This window comes from Pseudonocardia sp. ICBG601 (assembly GCF_020496245.1).
Window position 1 is genome coordinate 1 of record NZ_JAHLJA010000153.1, and the last position, 14,375, is coordinate 14,375.

21 protein-coding genes and 2 pseudogenes are annotated in these 14,375 nt (G+C 70.5%); 11 read left to right on the plus strand and 12 right to left on the minus strand.

Translation table 11 applies throughout. The features are described from left to right. Both KPL57_RS53370 and KPL57_RS53375 read left to right on the plus strand, forming a co-directional pair. The coding region (locus KPL57_RS53370; RefSeq protein ID WP_264199734.1) for an Lrp/AsnC ligand binding domain-containing protein at nucleotides 1-169 on the plus strand (169 nt) is incomplete at its 5' end. A gap of 63 nt (nucleotides 170-232) precedes the next feature. Next, nucleotides 233-745: a VOC family protein gene (locus KPL57_RS53375; RefSeq protein ID WP_226358044.1), complete on the plus strand. Its 513-nt coding sequence runs from the start codon at nucleotides 233-235 to the stop codon at nucleotides 743-745. A 108-nt stretch (nucleotides 746-853) separates the two neighbouring features. On the opposite strand, the gene KPL57_RS70925 is transcribed toward KPL57_RS53375, so the two are convergent. From KPL57_RS70925 to KPL57_RS68145, 4 genes and pseudogenes are all read right to left on the minus strand, one after another. Then, the gene (locus KPL57_RS70925; RefSeq protein ID WP_308253132.1) at nucleotides 854-1,177 is read right to left on the minus strand and encodes a UTRA domain-containing protein; all 324 of its coding nucleotides are present in this window, start codon (nucleotides 1,175-1,177) and stop codon (nucleotides 854-856) included. 290 nt (nucleotides 1,178-1,467) lie between these two features. Then, nucleotides 1,468-1,620 (minus strand): annotated as a pseudogene (locus tag KPL57_RS70930) (GntR family transcriptional regulator); the annotation flags it as partial. Nucleotides 1,621-1,666: 46 nt separating this feature from the next. Next, entirely contained in the window at nucleotides 1,667-2,869 is a 1,203-nt protein-coding gene (locus KPL57_RS53385) for an amino acid permease (protein ID WP_264199728.1), read from the minus strand. A gap of 5 nt (nucleotides 2,870-2,874) precedes the next feature. Continuing rightward, a complete protein-coding gene (locus tag KPL57_RS68145; RefSeq protein WP_264199729.1) occupies nucleotides 2,875-3,072 on the minus strand; it encodes a hypothetical protein in 198 nt (65 codons plus the stop codon). A gap of 123 nt (nucleotides 3,073-3,195) precedes the next feature. Here KPL57_RS68145 and KPL57_RS53390 point away from each other — a divergent pair, with 123 nt between their 5' ends. From KPL57_RS53390 to KPL57_RS53400, 3 genes are all read left to right on the plus strand, one after another. Continuing rightward, entirely contained in the window at nucleotides 3,196-3,900 is a 705-nt protein-coding gene (locus tag KPL57_RS53390; protein ID WP_226358045.1) for a TenA family protein, read from the plus strand. A gap of 103 nt (nucleotides 3,901-4,003) precedes the next feature. After that, the gene (locus tag KPL57_RS53395) at nucleotides 4,004-4,297 is read left to right on the plus strand and encodes a hypothetical protein (protein ID WP_226358046.1); all 294 of its coding nucleotides are present in this window, start codon (nucleotides 4,004-4,006) and stop codon (nucleotides 4,295-4,297) included. 34 nt (nucleotides 4,298-4,331) lie between these two features. Beyond that, a complete protein-coding gene (locus KPL57_RS53400; protein ID WP_226358047.1) occupies nucleotides 4,332-5,204 on the plus strand; it encodes an FAD-binding oxidoreductase in 873 nt (290 codons plus the stop codon). A gap of 207 nt (nucleotides 5,205-5,411) precedes the next feature. On the opposite strand, the gene KPL57_RS53405 is transcribed toward KPL57_RS53400, so the two are convergent. Further along, nucleotides 5,412-5,729: a VOC family protein gene (locus tag KPL57_RS53405; RefSeq protein ID WP_264199735.1), complete on the minus strand. Its 318-nt coding sequence runs from the start codon at nucleotides 5,727-5,729 to the stop codon at nucleotides 5,412-5,414. Further along, nucleotides 5,615-5,854, minus strand: a complete 240-nt coding sequence (locus tag KPL57_RS68150) for a VOC family protein (protein ID WP_264199730.1) — start codon at nucleotides 5,852-5,854, stop codon at nucleotides 5,615-5,617. Before KPL57_RS68150 ends, KPL57_RS53405 begins: the two co-directional genes overlap by 115 nt. Nucleotides 5,855-5,967: 113 nt before the next feature. Here KPL57_RS68150 and KPL57_RS53410 point away from each other — a divergent pair, with 113 nt between their 5' ends. From KPL57_RS53410 to KPL57_RS53420, 3 genes are read left to right on the plus strand one after another with little or no spacing between them, the layout of a single operon-like run. Next, nucleotides 5,968-6,420 carry a hypothetical protein gene (locus KPL57_RS53410; RefSeq protein ID WP_226358048.1) on the plus strand — a complete coding sequence of 151 codons (453 nt, stop codon included), beginning with the start codon at nucleotides 5,968-5,970 and terminating at the stop codon, nucleotides 6,418-6,420. Next, a complete protein-coding gene (locus KPL57_RS53415; RefSeq protein ID WP_226358049.1) occupies nucleotides 6,411-6,953 on the plus strand; it encodes an AraC family transcriptional regulator in 543 nt (180 codons plus the stop codon). Before KPL57_RS53410 ends, KPL57_RS53415 begins: the two co-directional genes overlap by 10 nt. Nucleotides 6,954-6,983: 30 nt before the next feature. Next, entirely contained in the window at nucleotides 6,984-7,421 is a 438-nt protein-coding gene (locus tag KPL57_RS53420; protein ID WP_226358050.1) for an SMI1/KNR4 family protein, read from the plus strand. A 129-nt stretch (nucleotides 7,422-7,550) separates the two neighbouring features. Here KPL57_RS53420 and KPL57_RS53425 read toward each other — a convergent pair whose 3' ends face one another. The 3 genes and pseudogenes from KPL57_RS53425 to KPL57_RS53435 all read right to left on the minus strand — a co-directional run bounded on the left by KPL57_RS53425 (nucleotide 7,551) and on the right by KPL57_RS53435 (nucleotide 9,363). Further along, on the minus strand, nucleotides 7,551-7,940 hold the full coding sequence (locus KPL57_RS53425) for a VOC family protein (RefSeq protein ID WP_226358051.1): 390 nt from the start codon (nucleotides 7,938-7,940) through the stop codon (nucleotides 7,551-7,553). Then, nucleotides 7,940-8,276: pseudogene (locus KPL57_RS53430) on the minus strand (ArsR/SmtB family transcription factor). The gene KPL57_RS53425 and the pseudogene KPL57_RS53430 overlap by 1 nt, the downstream one beginning before the upstream one ends. Before the next feature lie 679 nt (nucleotides 8,277-8,955). Beyond that, nucleotides 8,956-9,363 (minus strand): transposase family protein, encoded by a 408-nt coding sequence (locus tag KPL57_RS53435; protein ID WP_226358115.1) that lies wholly within the window; start codon nucleotides 9,361-9,363, stop codon nucleotides 8,956-8,958. Nucleotides 9,364-9,477: 114 nt separating this feature from the next. On the opposite strand from KPL57_RS53435, the gene KPL57_RS53440 reads away from it, so the two are divergent. Beyond that, nucleotides 9,478-11,151: an IS1634 family transposase gene (locus KPL57_RS53440; RefSeq protein ID WP_226358052.1), complete on the plus strand. Its 1,674-nt coding sequence runs from the start codon at nucleotides 9,478-9,480 to the stop codon at nucleotides 11,149-11,151. On the opposite strand, the gene KPL57_RS53445 is transcribed toward KPL57_RS53440, so the two are convergent. After that, nucleotides 11,148-11,390 carry a hypothetical protein gene (locus KPL57_RS53445; protein ID WP_226358053.1) on the minus strand — a complete coding sequence of 81 codons (243 nt, stop codon included), beginning with the start codon at nucleotides 11,388-11,390 and terminating at the stop codon, nucleotides 11,148-11,150. The two genes, KPL57_RS53440 and KPL57_RS53445, sit on opposite strands and share 4 nt — an antisense overlap. A gap of 823 nt (nucleotides 11,391-12,213) precedes the next feature. Here KPL57_RS53445 and KPL57_RS53450 point away from each other — a divergent pair. Then, entirely contained in the window at nucleotides 12,214-12,864 is a 651-nt protein-coding gene (locus tag KPL57_RS53450) for a transposase (protein ID WP_226351147.1), read from the plus strand. A 33-nt stretch (nucleotides 12,865-12,897) separates the two neighbouring features. Then, on the plus strand, nucleotides 12,898-13,290 hold the full coding sequence (locus tag KPL57_RS53455; protein WP_226358054.1) for a phosphotransferase: 393 nt from the start codon (nucleotides 12,898-12,900) through the stop codon (nucleotides 13,288-13,290). 39 nt (nucleotides 13,291-13,329) lie between these two features. On the opposite strand, the gene KPL57_RS53460 is transcribed toward KPL57_RS53455, so the two are convergent. Then, entirely contained in the window at nucleotides 13,330-13,971 is a 642-nt protein-coding gene (locus KPL57_RS53460; protein WP_226358055.1) for a hypothetical protein, read from the minus strand. Between the two features lie 71 nt (nucleotides 13,972-14,042). Beyond that, the gene (locus KPL57_RS53465) at nucleotides 14,043-14,231 is read right to left on the minus strand and encodes a hypothetical protein (RefSeq protein ID WP_226358056.1); all 189 of its coding nucleotides are present in this window, start codon (nucleotides 14,229-14,231) and stop codon (nucleotides 14,043-14,045) included. Nucleotides 14,232-14,375 lie beyond the last annotated feature (144 nt).

Consider the following 14,375-nt stretch of genomic DNA (forward strand, 5'->3'; position numbering starts at 1 on the left):
GCCCGAGGTCGTCACGGCGGGCACGGTGACCGGGGAGGCCGACGCACTGGTCCTGCTGCGCTCGCGCGACGTGCAGTCCCTGGAGGACGCCCTGGAACGGCTGCGACTGGCGGCGAACGTCGACCACACCCGCTCGGCCGGCGTCCTCACGTGGCTGGTCACCCGTTGAACTCGCCGGGGCACGGGCGTACCATATGAGTTGAGAGTTCAACTTCTTTCGATGGAGACCGGGATGCCCGTCCAGCGCCTCAACCACGCCGTCCTCTACGTCCGCGACGTCGCACGCAGCGTCGACTTCTACCGCGACACGCTCGGCTTCCGCCCCGTCGTCGAGCTCCCCGGTGGCCGTGGCGCGTTCCTGCAGGCCGAGGGGTCGACCAACGACCACGACCTCGCCCTGTTCGGGATCGGCGCGCAGGCCGGGCCCTCGCAGGCGGGTCGCGGCACCGCCGGGCTCTACCACCTGGCGTGGGAGGTCGACACGCTCGGCGAGCTCGCCAGGATCGGTGAGCAGCTCCAGGCTGCCGGGGCGCTGGTCGGCGCCTCGGACCACGGCACCACCAAGGCGCTCTACGCGCGGGACCCCGACGGGCTGGAGTTCGAGGTCTGCTGGTTGGTCCCGGCCGCCCTGGTCGACGGCGCCGACGACCACGACATGCGCATCGAGCCGCTCGACCTCGCGGCCGAGATCGCCCGATACGGCGCGGACACCCGCGGCGGGATCGGCGTCTCGGTCCCCGCCTGAGGCCCTGCGGCCCGAGGCGTTCCGGTTCCGGCGTGCGGCGTTCCGATCCCGGCCCGCGGCGATCCGGTTCCGAGTGCGGTGTTCCGGCCCCGGTCCGAGGCGCCCCGGTCAGTTCGGCTCGTTGAGGTCCACCCGGTAGCCCGAGCGGGCCGAGAACTGGGCGGTGACCGAGAACCGGTCGCCGCGGACCAGGGTGTGCCGCCACTCCACGGGACGCCCGGCGGACAGGCCGAGCCGCTCGATCGACAGCGCGGCGACGCCCTCGTCGATGCCGAGCAGCTCCCGCTCGCCGCGCCCGGGCAGCACCGCCCGGATGTTCTCCATGCCCCCGTCGACACGGATCCCGCAGCGGCGCCGGTACTCGGGGTAGATGCCGGTGTGGGTGAAGTCGACGTCGAGCAGGGGCGCCGCCAGCTCCTCGGGCAACCACACCCGGTCGACGGCGAGCGGCTCGGCTCGTCGGCGAGCCGCAGCCGCTCCAGGTGTACCAGCGGCGTGGACTCCTCCAGTCCCAACCGGGCCGCGACCACGCCGTCCGCACGGACCTCGAAGGTCCGCACCACGCTGCGCTGGGTGCGCCCGGCCGACTCGACCGCCACGTAGAGCGAGTACGGCTCGTCGAGCGGCTGCTCGATCTCCGAGCGCACCGTCGGGCGGGCGACCCGCCCCCGCCCGGCGACGACGGCGCCGTCCTCCCGCAGCCGGCGCAGCGCCTCCCGCACCGTGTGCCTGCTGACCGCGTAGTCGGCGGCCAGCGCGAACTCGCCGGGCAGTGCCTCGTCGAACTCACCGTCGGACAGCCGGCGGCGCAGGTCCGCCAGCAGCTGCTGCCACAGCGGCATCGCGCCGTTGCGGACCAGTGCTCGCGCCGTCATCGCCCACCCCCTTCGCGCGTGATCACCGTAGGCGAGCGCCGCGGGCTCACCGCACGGCGGCCCGCGTGTGACGCCGGGTGAGCAGCACGCCGACACCCACGACGACGGCCGCGATGAGCCCGGTCATGCCCAGTTCGAAGCGCGAGCCCTCGCGGGCGGCCATGTAGACGAGCACCACCGGGATCACGACGATCACCGCCCAGGTGAGCACCGGGTAGGCCCACATCCGCACCGGCATCGCGACGCCGTCGCGCTCCAGGACCCGGCGCATCCGCAGCTGGGACACCGCGATGACCAGGTAGACCAACAGTGCGATCGCGCCGGAGGTCGCGAGCAGGGTCTTGAAGACCTCCTCGGGGAAGGCGTAGTTCGCGATCACCGCGACGAACCCGACCAGCGTCGACCCGAGCACCGCGAACCGCGGCACACCCTGCGAGGTGGTCCGGTTGACCAGGCCAGGGGCCTGCCCGCGGCGGCCGAGCGAGAACAGCATCCGCGAGGCCGTGTACAGCGCCGAGTTCAGGCAGCTCGCGACGGCGACGAGCACCACCACGTCGACGATGAGCTTGGCCGACGGCACGTCCAGCGCCTCCAGCGCCGCCTGGTACGACCCGACCGCGGGCAGCCGCGGGTCGTTCCACGGCACGATCGCGACCACGAGCAGGATCGAGGCCAGGTAGAACACCGCGATCCGCCAGATCACCGAGCGGGTGGCCCGGCCGATCCCGCGCGCCGGGTCGCCGGACTCGGCCGCCGCGATCGTGACGATCTCGGTGCCCATGAAGCTGAACATCGTCACCAGCACCGCGGCGACCACCGCGCCCGGCCCGTTCGGCAGGAACCCGCCCTCGGACACCAGCCGGGACAGCCCCGACACCGACGAGTCGTCGCCCACGAACCCGGGCAGCAGGCCCAGCACCGCGAGCACCCCGACGACGATGAACGCGATGATCGCGACCACCTTGAGCAGGGCGAACCAGAACTCGAACTCGCCGTAGTTGGCGACGGAGAACAGGTTGGTCACCGTCAGCAGCACGGTGACGGCCAGCGCCCAGCCCCACTGCGGGACCCCGGGCAGCCACGAGTTGAGGATGAGCGCGGCGGCCGTCGCCTCGACCGGGATGACGAGGACCCAGAACCACCAGTACAGCCAGCCGACGGTGAACCCGGCCCACGGCCCGATCGCCCGGTCGGCATAGGTGGAGAACGAGCCGGAGTCCGGCTCCGCGGCCGCCATCTCGCCGAGCATCCGCATCACAGCAGCACGACCAGCGTCCCGGCGAAGAGGTAGGCCAGCAGCACCGCGGGGCCCGCGGTGGCGATCGCGCTGCCGGAGCCGATGAACAACCCGGCGCCGATCACCCCGGCGATGCTGATCATGGTGACGTGCCGGTCGCGCAGCCCCGCCCTCAGCTCGCCACCGGCCTCCGGCCGGTGCGTGGTCTCCGTCATGGCGCCTCCCCCTCCTCGGTGCCACAGCCGGCGGTGGCCGGTGCGATGCGCAATGGTCACCCGGGCGTCGCCCGTTGTCACACCCCGGGGAGGTCTCCGGGGGTGACGCCTAGCCTGGGCGGCATGGGATTCAGCGCGCAGCTGCGGGAGTCGACGGCCGCGACCTGGGACGCGGCGGTGGGGCACCGGTTCGTCGAGGAGCTGTGGTCCGGCGCCCTGGACCGTGGTGTGCTCCGGCACTACCTGGAGCAGGACCTGCAGTTCGTCGACTCGTTCCTCGCGCTGCTCGGCGCCGCCGTCGCGACGGCAGACCGGCCCGGCCCGCGGGTCCGGCTGGCCCGTCAGCTCGGGCTGGTCGCGGGCCCGGAGAACGACTACTTCGAGCGCTCGCTCGGTGAGCTCGACGGGAACGCCGAACCGGAGCGGGCCGCGCCGACCGTCGGGTTCGTCGACCTGATGGGCGAGGCCCGCGACGCCGGGTACGCCGAGACCCTGGCCGTACTGGTCGTCGCCGAGTGGCTGTACCTGGACTGGGCGACCCGGCCGGGCGCGACCACCCCGACGACCGGATCTCCCGCGAGTGGATCGAGCTGCACCGCGGTGTCGAGTTCGAGGAGTGGGTCGCGTTCCTGCGCGACGAGCTCGACCGTGCCGCCGACCGGCTCGACCCCGCCCACCGCGAGCGGGTCGCGGCGCTGTTCGTGCGCGCGGTCGACCTGGAACTGGCGTTCTTCGACGCCGCCTACGCCGGCTGAACGCGGACGACGGCCTTCACGATCTGCGCCCTGGCGACGACGGCGCCGGCGCAGACGGCGGTCACCGAGGTGAACGCGGACCGGCCGGTGCGCCGGGCGAGCGTTCCGCGGAACGCGACCTCCCCGCCCCGCGGGGCCTGAGCGGGCAGCGTGACCGCGGTGGACACCGACACCGCGTGCTCGGCCTCGGTGAGGTGCGGCAGGACGGCGAGCAACGCCCCCACCTCCAGCCCGACGGCCAGCGCACCGGCGTGCGCACCGCCCGCGCCGCCGTCGGCGAGCTCACCGATCTCGAACGCGACCCCGCGGCCGGGTCGGCGTCGTCGACCGGCCGGGCGCCCAGCGCGGCCTGCAGCGGGACGGCGAGGACGAGTGCGACCCGGTGGGCCAGGGCCGGGCCGGTCAGCAGCGGTGCGGTCACCGGGCCGAGTCTGCGCGCCGGGGGTGACCGGGCGTCGACGTCCGGATGACGATCCGGGGCAAGCGGCTGCGAGGATCGCCGGCATGGGAGCCAACCGACGGGCCGTGGTGGTCGGCGCCGGGATCGCGGGCCTGAGCTGCGCGCTCCGGCTGCGGGAGCGGGGCTGGTCGGTCCGGGTGCTGGCCGACGTGCCGGTGGAGGCGTCGACGTCGCACCTGGCCGCGGCCGTGTGGTTCCCGACCCGGGCCGGTCCGCGGGACAAGGTCCTCGACTGGGGACGGCGCACCTTCGCCGAGCTGGCCCGTCAGGCGGCCGACGGCGTCCCCGGCGTCGTGATGCGGGAGTCGCTGACCCTCTACCGGGCGGCGCCGGAGCCGCAGTGGTGGGCCGACGCCGTCGGCGACGTCCGCCCGGCCCGGCCCGACGAGCTGCCGCCCGGCTACGCCCACGGCCTGCGCTTCGCGGTGCCACTGGTCGAGATGCCGGTGCACCTGCCATGGCTGGCCGCCGAGGCGGGGCGGCGCGGGATCGCCCTGGAACGCCGGCGCGTCACCGGGCTCGACGAGGCAGGGCGGGACGCCGACCTCGTCGTGCACTGCTCCGGGCTGGGCGCGCGCACCCTGGTCGGCGACAGCACGGTGACCCCGGTGCGCGGGCAGATCGTGCGCGTCACCAACCCCGGGCTGACGATGTCGGTCCGCGACGAGGCGCACCCCGGCGGCCGCGCGTACGTGCACCCCCGCGCGCACGACTGCATCCTCGGCGGCACCCTCGACGACGGCGTCTGGGACGCGACACCCGACCCGGCCGCCGGCGAGGCGATCCTGCGGCGCTGCCGCGACATCGTCCCGGCCCTGCGCGACGCCGAGGTCCTGGAGCATCTCGCGGGCCTGCGCCCGGCCCGCCCCGAGGTGCGGCTGGAGGCCGAGCCCGCCACCGCGACCGCCCGCGGGTGATCCACGACTACGGGCACGGCGGCTCCGGCATCACCCTGTCCTGGGGCTGCGCCGACGACGTCGCGGATCTCGCCGACGCCGCCTGACCCCGGTCCGGCCGTCCGCGGACGGCCGCTCGAGGCGGACGACCCGCCGTCGACGGGCAGGTCGGCGGCGAACCCGGCGCGGCCCCGGCGCCCGAGCCCTCCCGGGTGATGATCGGGGGCCTCACACGATGCAGAAGTCGTTGCCCTCCGGGTCGGCCATCCACAGGTGGTCCACATGTGGAGAACCTGGGGACAGGTGCTCCTCGACGACCCGTGCGCCCAGCGCACAGAGCCGTCGCGCCTCCGCGCCCAGCCGCTCGCCGCGCAGCTCGTCCGGCAGGTGCCGACCCCCGGTGACCTGCAGGTCCAGGTGCAGCCGGTTCTTCACCGTGCGGGGCTCGTCGACCCGCAGGAACGAGATCCGCGGGCCCGCGCCCTCCGGGTCGCTGATCGCGGCGACGTCGCCCCACTCGTCGGCGGGCACCTCGTGGTGGACCAGCACGCCTCCCAGGTCGCGAACCCGGTCGGTGGCGGGGCGGGGGCGTAGCCGAGCGCAGCGCTCCAGAACTCCGCGAGCAGGTGTGCGTCGGCACAGTCGACGGTGATCGTCCAGGGAGTCGCCATGGGTGGAGGCTACGGCCGGACCCCGACGGTTCCGCGGCCGCGCGAGTCGCGCCGATGCCCGGTCACGGGGTAGCTTTCCGCTTCCGATCACCCGGTGCACCGGTGGAGGGCGAGTGAACGGTCAGCCTCCCGGCAACGGGGTGCGACGCCTGAGCTTCCGCATGGAGTCGGCGGCCGACGTCGAACGGTTCGTCGCGGAGTTCTACGGGGGCGCGGTGGTGCTGCCGGCGGGCGACGGCCGCGACTTCGAGGTGGGGAACGAGACCGTCGCCGCCCCGGGGTTCTCGCTGAGCGACCTGTGGGTCACCGCCGAGATCGACGCGATGGTCGACCCGGTCGAGAACGAGTTCGTCGTCGATCTGGTGCAGGGCGGACGCATGCGCCTGGACACCGAGGCGTACGGCACCGTGGTGCTGCGGCCCGGTGACGTCGGGGTGCTCCCGCCCGAGGGCCGTTTCCGCGACCTCGCCGAGGACATCGACCTCGACGTCGTGGGCCTCGACCCGGCGGCCCTGACCCGCTGGGCGGGGCAGGTGCACGGCGTCGCGACCGACGGGTGCGGCTGACCGGGATCACCCCGCTGAGCGAGGAACACGCGCGCCGCTGGGCCGCCACCGTGGTGCACGTGCGGGACCGGGTGCTCGGCAACCCGATGCTGCTGGACGGGTCCGTCGCGCTGGACGAGGCGTTCGGGCTGCTGGCGTCCCGGTTCCTGGAGACGTTCCCGAACACCGTGCTCGACGAGGTCACCCGCCGCGGGCCGGCCCGCACCCCGGCGCTGCCCGCCCGCCTGGTCCGCCGCGTCACCGAGCACCTGCGCGCGCACGCGCACCGTCCCGTCGACCCGACGGAGCTGGCCCGGCTGACCGGGGCCCCGGCCCGGACCGTGCTGGCCGGGCTGCGCCGGGCCGGGACCGACCCGGCCACCGTGCTGTGGCGCGCCCGGCTCCACGGCGTGCGCGACGACCTGCGCGCGACGGGCGACGCGACGGCGGTGGAGCGCATTGCGGGCCGGTGGGGCTTCGTCCGGCCCGGCGGGTTCCGGGTGGCCTACACCCGCGCCTTCGGTGAGACGCCGGAGGAGACCGCGGGCCGCTGACCCGCCCCGTCGCACCGGTACGGTCGCCGGGTGTGGATCGAGCTGGCGCAGCGGCTGTTCGACGTCGTCGAGCCTGCCCGGCCGGCCTCCCCGGACGACGTCGATGCCATCGGCACCGAGCTGGGCCACGAGGTGCCCCCGGACCTGCGGGCGCTGCTCCTCGAGACCGACGGACTGCACGGCCGCCACGGCGCCGCCCTGGTCCATCCGGCCCGGCAGATCGTCGACGACAACCTGGCCCTGCGCCGCGACCCCGGCCTCGCCGAGCTCTACCTGCCCTTCGACCAGCTGATCTTCTTCGCCGACAACGGCGGGGGCGACCTGTTCGGCTTCCCGGCACTGCCGAACCGCCCGGAGGTGGTCGTGTGGGACCACGAGACCGACTCGCGCCACCGGGTCGCCGGATCACTGCGGGACTACCTCATCCGCCGGGCGGGCGGCGACGGCGACGACTGGTACCGCCACTGACCCACCGCCCCTCGGGGAAGTGGTCACCCGCTGCCCCGGCCGCCCGGACGACGTCGACCAGTACATGAGCGCTGTCCGGGCGGCCCTCGACAGCACTCAGGTACTTCTCGACGTGCCGGATCACGGCCGTCAGTAGGAGAACAGCTGGATCAGGTTCCCGCAGGTGTCGTCCACGACCGCGATCGTCACCTCACCGGCGGGGGTAGGTCGTTGGACGACGGTGGTGGCGTGCTCCGAGACGAGCCGGTCCACCTCGGCCTGCACGTCGTCGACCTCGAAGGCCGCCAGCGGGATGCCGTCCTCGACCAGCGCCGTCTTGTAGGTCTTCACGGCGGGGTGCACATCGGGCTCGAGCAGCAGCTGCGGCCCCTCCGGGTCACCGGGGGCGGTGACGGTGAGCCAGCGATGCTCTCCGATCGGAATGTCGTGCTTGATCTCAAATCCCATCACATCGCAGTAGAACCGCTTCGCCTGGTCTTGGTCGTCGACATAGACATTGCAGTAGGACACCTTCGCCATCACGTCGCTCCTGGAGGCTCTGGCCAACGCTGCGCTATCTCACGCAGCGGGCGGGTATCGATGTCGTGGAACTTGTAGCGGCCCTGCCGTCGGACGGTGACCAGTCCGGCGTCCTCCAGAACTGCGAGATGCTGGGAGACGGCCTGCCGGGTCGGAGAGCGCGCCGCCTCGTTCGAGTAGCGCGCCACAGAGCGCGAACAACGTCTGTCCATCGGTCGCCGTGAGCGCATCGAGCAGCGCGCGCCGAGTGGGATCGGCGAGAGCCCGGTAGATGTCACCCACGTCCGGGACTATAGGCAAGTAGCAACTTGCCTGTCCAGAGCGGCGGCGGGCCATGCCCGGCGACTCGACCCATGTCGAGCACGGCGGCGGCGTCCTAGGCTTTCGACACCGCGCGCAATGCCGATCACGAGGGTGGCCACAGGTGAGCCAGGGGCAGCTATCGAAGCAGCTGGTCCGATACATGCAGGAGCGGGGCATGACCGTGGTCGGCCCGCTGGAGCCACTTGCCGATCAGGGACGAGCCGGCAACGTGTACCGGTTCGTGGCAGCGCAGGCAGATGACCCGACATCCGCGAAAGCGATGACGCTCAAGACCTACGGCGCCACCGAAGCGGGAGCCGAACACGCGAGGCACGAATGGAATGCGCTCGTCTGCCTGCACCGAGAGCGCTGTGCGGTCCCCCCGCCGTACTTCGTTGAACCGGATATGACCGCCTTCGCCTGTCCGGTTGTCGCGATGGACCACATCCCCGGTGAGTCGCTGTGGAGCACCCTGCAGGAGACACCCGGCAGCCAGAGGACGCGACTTCTCGGCGAGTTCGTACGCACACTCGTGGCACTGCATCGGATCCAGCCATCGACGCTGCGCGGGCCGGCTCCGGAGGTCGACCCGCTCGACTCTCTCGGCCAGGAGATCTCCGAGATCCGACGCGACTGCGAAGGACTGCACGCCCCAGGCATGGCCGGAGTCGCGGAGTGGATACAGGAGAACAGGAGGCTTATTCAGGCTCCGTCAGGTAAGTGCGTAGAAGATGAGTCCGATGACTGCCGAGATCGTCGTTTTAAATGTGGCGTAGGGTCGGCGGTAGTCTGTGTGGAGAACTTTCCACGACTTGATATGGGCGATGACTCGCTCGATGGTGGCGCGTGTGCGGTTGAGGCTCTTGTTGAATGTTTTCTGCCAGTCGAGAAGTTCCCGGCCGGGTTGTTTTTTGAACGGGGTGAGCATGCCGCGCCCGATGTAGCCTTTATCGCCGATCGGTGGGTATGTGGCGAGGTGGTCGAGGGCGCCGGATTGGTCGAGGCAATGTAGGTCGTGTCGGGAGCCTGGGGTCGGGTCGGAGATCCACGACAGCTGCCCTTCCAGGGTGGCTGCGACCTGGACGACGACGCCGGTGGTGCGATGCTTGCCCGACCACAGACCTGACTTTGGTCACCCGAGCCTGGTTTCGCAGCTTGTACTGCGCTGAGCTGCGGTGATGTGTTTGCGCGGGAGCGGTGTGAGGCACTAATTCGGTGCTCTACGCTCGGTCAGGTGGCGTGGGTGAGGCGGGTACGGACGGCCTCCGGGGCGACCGCGGTCCAGATCGCCGAGTCCGTGCAGGGCCATCGACGGATCGTGGCCCATGTCGGGTCAGCGCACACCGAGGCCGAGCTGGGCCTGCTGGTCGAGCAGGCCCGTGGGCTGATCGACGACGCTGCACAGCAGGCCCTGGATCTGGGCGTCGCGCCGTCACCCCGGCGGGCCGAGCTGATCGCGCCCACCGCGGCCGGCGGTGCCACGCAGGAGGGGCTGTTCGGCCAGATGCCGCGGCGCGCCCCGAGCACCACAACCCGGCGGGTGGGTGCGCCGCAGGTGATCACGACCGGGTCGCGGGTGCTGTTCGACATCCTCGCCGAGGTCTACGCGGGCCTCGGGTTCGCAGAGGTCGCTGATGACACGTTCCGCGACCTGGTGATCGCCCGGATCGTCGAGCCCACGTCCATCCTGGACACCGGTCGGGTGCTGGCCGGTCTGGGCGTCACCGCGGCGAGCGAAAAGACGATGCGCCGCACCCTGCTGCGCTGCACCGGGCGCAGCTACCGCGACGAGATCGCGAGGGCCTGCTTCACCCACGCCCGTGGCAGTGGGGATGTGTCGTTGTGTCTCTACGACGTCACCACCCTCTACTTCGAGGCGGAGAAGGAGGACGACCTGCGCAAGGTCGGGTTCTCCAAGGAACGCCGGGTCGACCCGCAGGTCGTCGTCGGGCTGCTGGTCGATCGCGCAGGGTTCCCCCTCGAGATCGGCTGTTTCGAGGGCAACAAGACCGAGACCGCGACGATCCTGCCGATCATCGAGGCCTTCCGGGCCCGACACCAGCTGCCGGTCGAGCCGGGCGGGATGGTCGTGGTCGCCGACGCAGGGATGCTCTCGGCCGCGAACCTGCGCGACCTCGACGAGGCCGGCCTGCGGTTCATCGTCGGCTCCCGACTCACCAAGGCCCCGGTTGACCTGGAGTCGCACTTCCACTGGCACGGCGACGCCTTCGTCGACGGGCAGATCATCGACACCCTCACACCACGCGACCGCCGCACCGGGCGCAGCGAGAACAGCCCGAAGGTCAAGGCCGAGCCCGTCTGGAACCCCAACCAGCATCCGGGATCCTGGCGGGCGGTCTGGGCCTACTCCACGAAGCGGGCCGTCCGGGACCGGCGCACGTTGACCCTGCAGGAGAACCGGGCCCGCGAGGTCATCGCCGGCGAGAAGCCCGCGCGCACACCGCGGTTCGTCAAGGTCACCAACGGCTCCCGCGCCCTGGACGAGGCCTCCTTGGCTCGGGCATACCGGTTGGTCGGGTTGAAGGGCTACGTGACCAACATCCCGGCCGGCGGCGCAGCGGCCGGGGAGATCATCGGCGACCACGACCTCTGGCACGTCGAGCAGTCCTTCCGGATGAGCAAAACCGACCTACGCGCCCGCCCGATGTTCCACCACCAACGCCAGTCCATCGAAGCGCACCTGACCATCGTGTTCACCGCCCTCGCAGTCGCCCGCGAGATCCAGAACCGCACCGGGCTCACCATCCGCAACGTCGTCCGCCAGCTCCGACCACTGCGCTCGGCCACCATCGCCATCAACGGCACCCAGCAGACCTTCCCGCCCGCCGTCCCCGCCGACAAACAGGCCCTCCTCGACGCGCTCCGTCAGCCCGCGGCGAAGCACTAAGACAAGTGACCGAAGTCAGGTGGGGTCGGGTCGGAGATCCACGACAGCTGCCCTTCCAGGGTGGCTGCGACCTGGACGACGACGCCGGTGGTGCGATGCTTGCCCGACCACAGACCTGGTACGGCGGTCCATGACCAGCAGGGCAGCAGGGTTCCGTCGATGATGTACTGCCGATCGGCACGAAGCTCCTCCGCAGTCGGAACTACACTCCGCAGCGCCTGCGCCAGCAACGGTGTCACCCCCGCGATCGCTCGACTGACCGTCGACTGCGACACAGGGCCCCGGCAAAGTCGCGATAGGCGGCGGTAGTCGCCCCACGCGGCCTTCTGATTGCCGCGCTGCACCTGCCCGGGACCAGCTATAGCGCCGAGCGGCGGCGCAGCTGCGCCGCTTGTCACGGCTCGCCACAAGATCATCTAACGACTTTGCCGGGGCCCTGGACTGCGACACCCCGTAGGTTTCCGCCAACTCCCACTGCACACGATTCCCGCGCAGATACGCCAACGTGATCACCACCGACCAGAACAATCCCAGAATCGGCGGCCAAGGCCGTCGCAGGCCAGTCGCGTTCCGCTGATCCTGCTCATGCACCAGAGCGGCAAGATCCTGAATCTCATCACGCCGAAAGCCAGTGGTATAGTACATACTGCGACAGCCCATTCATCTCGGATTGATTCGACAAACCAATCTTCGCGATGGACGGGCTGTCGCCCAACCCGACACGCCGGGCTAGATCGTTATTTCACGGGCCCTGAATAAGCCTCCAGGGGGCTTATTCACAAGGGAGTAATTCTGTTGATCTGCGGAAGCCGTCACCGGCGATTTTGTCTCGATACCGGCACGGCGGTGTGTCGCGCTTGAAGTGCAACAGCCCTTGCCGGTTTGTTCGGTGTTCCCAGGCATCGAACGAGGATCGGCGAAGAGCTGTTGCGATTCAAAGCTATGACAGGGTTGGACGATAGACAACTCACCGATCTGGTGGTGAGAGTACACGCCCGATGCGGCGGCAAGTTCGTTTCTGCAGGTAGGCCTGTTGCGTTGGGCTTGTTCCGGTCAGTGGCCATGGTGGTGACGCTGATGCGCAAGAACGTGACCCAGGACTTCGCGGGCGCGATCTTCGGGGTCAGCCAGTCCACGGTCAGTCGCCGCTGGGACCTGCTGCGCCCGGTGATCGGCGAGGTCCTCGCCGACGTCGTGCCCGACCCGCGGGAGGTCCTCGGAGGCGGAACAGTGCTGGTCGATGGCACCGTGTGCCCGACGTGGGACTGGAACGCAGTGTCCGACCTGTTCTCGGTCAAGGCCGGCTACTCGGGCATGAACCTGCAGATCGCCGCCACCCTCGACGGAGTCCTCGTCGCGGTCGGCGAAGTCCCGATTCACGGCGCCCGCCACGACGCACATGCCTACGCCGCATCCGGGCTGGCGGAGCGTCTGCGCGATCTCCCGTCCGTCGCCGACCTCGGCTACATCGGCGTCGAGGGCATCAACACGGTCCCGCACAAGCGATCCCCCGGTATCGACCTCGACCCCAGCCAAGTCGAGTTCAACACCGCCCTCGGCAGAATCCGCGCAGCCGTCGAACACGCCATCGCGCACCTCAAAACATGGCGCATGCTCAGCGAAGAAGGTGGCCGATACCGCTACCCCATCAGCAAATACGAAAGCACAGTTGCGGCAATCGTAGGCCTCTACTTCTTTGCGGCTTATGAATAAGCCTCCAGGAACTCGGTTCACCCGGCGACCGATGTGATCCAACATCGCGACTACCACCCCTGGAACGTACTCGTCGGCCCCGATCGAGATCTGTGGGTCGTCGACTGGAACTGGGGCGACGGGGATCCTCGATTCGACGTGGCGTGGACATGCAGCCTGCTCGCGCGAAGTGGACACGACGACATCAGCACCTTCGTCAAGAACGACTACGTCCGACAGAGCGGGAACCCGCTGGAGAGCTTCAGCTACTTCGAGGTGCTGGCAACGATCCGCTGGATGCTCAACGTGTTGCTGCCTTCACGATCTGACGCGCCGAAAGGCGACGTCGCGCTGCAGGACTTTCGAGACTTCCTCGTCGGCCCCATCGAACAGGCGGTGCGGACGATCAGAACGAACACGGGCCTTCACATCGAAGTCGCCCCCTAGTGCGGCGGCGAGCATCCCGTACCTGTTCCGTGAACCCCGTCACGGGCGGCTCGCCCACGTGGGTTCGACGCCCGCCGCCCGCAGCTCGGCGACGATCTCGTCGCGATCCTCCCGAACCTGACGCCGGTCAGCCGCGGTGAGACGGAACCAGATCAGGTCCGTGACCGCGCCGGCAATGTCCTCACGGACACCCAGCAGCCGCCCTACCGCCGCTCGCGCCTCGTACTTGTCCGCGGACGCCGCGATCGCCTCCGAGACCTCCGCGTACCGGTTCTGGGCCAGCGCGACGGCATCGAGGACCTCCAACCGCTGCGTCGCCAGCTGGATCTGACGCGCCTGGTCGGTCGAGTCCACCTGTCGCTCGACCTCGACAAGTGCGGCTCGCTCCAACGCCTCGCATTCGTCGTCGACAGGTCGAGCCAGCGAATATCTCAGGCGCTCGACCACGAGACGCCACAGGCCAGGCGACATCCTGATCTCCAGAGCCTGGTCCATCGGGGGCCACTCACCGTCGATCCAGGGAACCTGGTCCCAACCGGCCTGACGAACAGCGAGGGCGGCATCTTCGAGCTGGGTGTCCTCGTCGAATCTGGCGGAGTGACCGACATTGTCCATCATGGCGTCGATGACGGACCAGGAGCGGGCGGTCAACCGAGCGGTCGTTGCGTCGCTGTCGGTCATACCGTCGATGCTCGCCGATCAGCAGGACACGTACAACAACCGGATCTCGGGAGCGCCGGATCGGTGAAGCGCTACTCGATGTCGGCCCAGACGACGAACCCGCTCGTGCCGAAGACGACGTTGATGCGGTCGAACCGGAAGTCGTCCTCCCGCCACGCGTCCCGGGTGACGTCGCGGAACGCCCACCCGAGCGCCCCTGCCCACGCCCGCGCCTCACGTGGCGTGAGCCCCAGAAACTCGTCCGCGGTGTGCGTGGCCACCGTGAGAGTGTGGAGCGCGAGCGGCGGAACGGCCAGCGGTTTCGTCCGTCCACACCGGACTGCACCGTTCTGGACACCCCCCGGACCGCCCGGCGCCCCCACAGACGACGGGACGGCGCCGTCCCCGCAGGTCACGACGCCGTC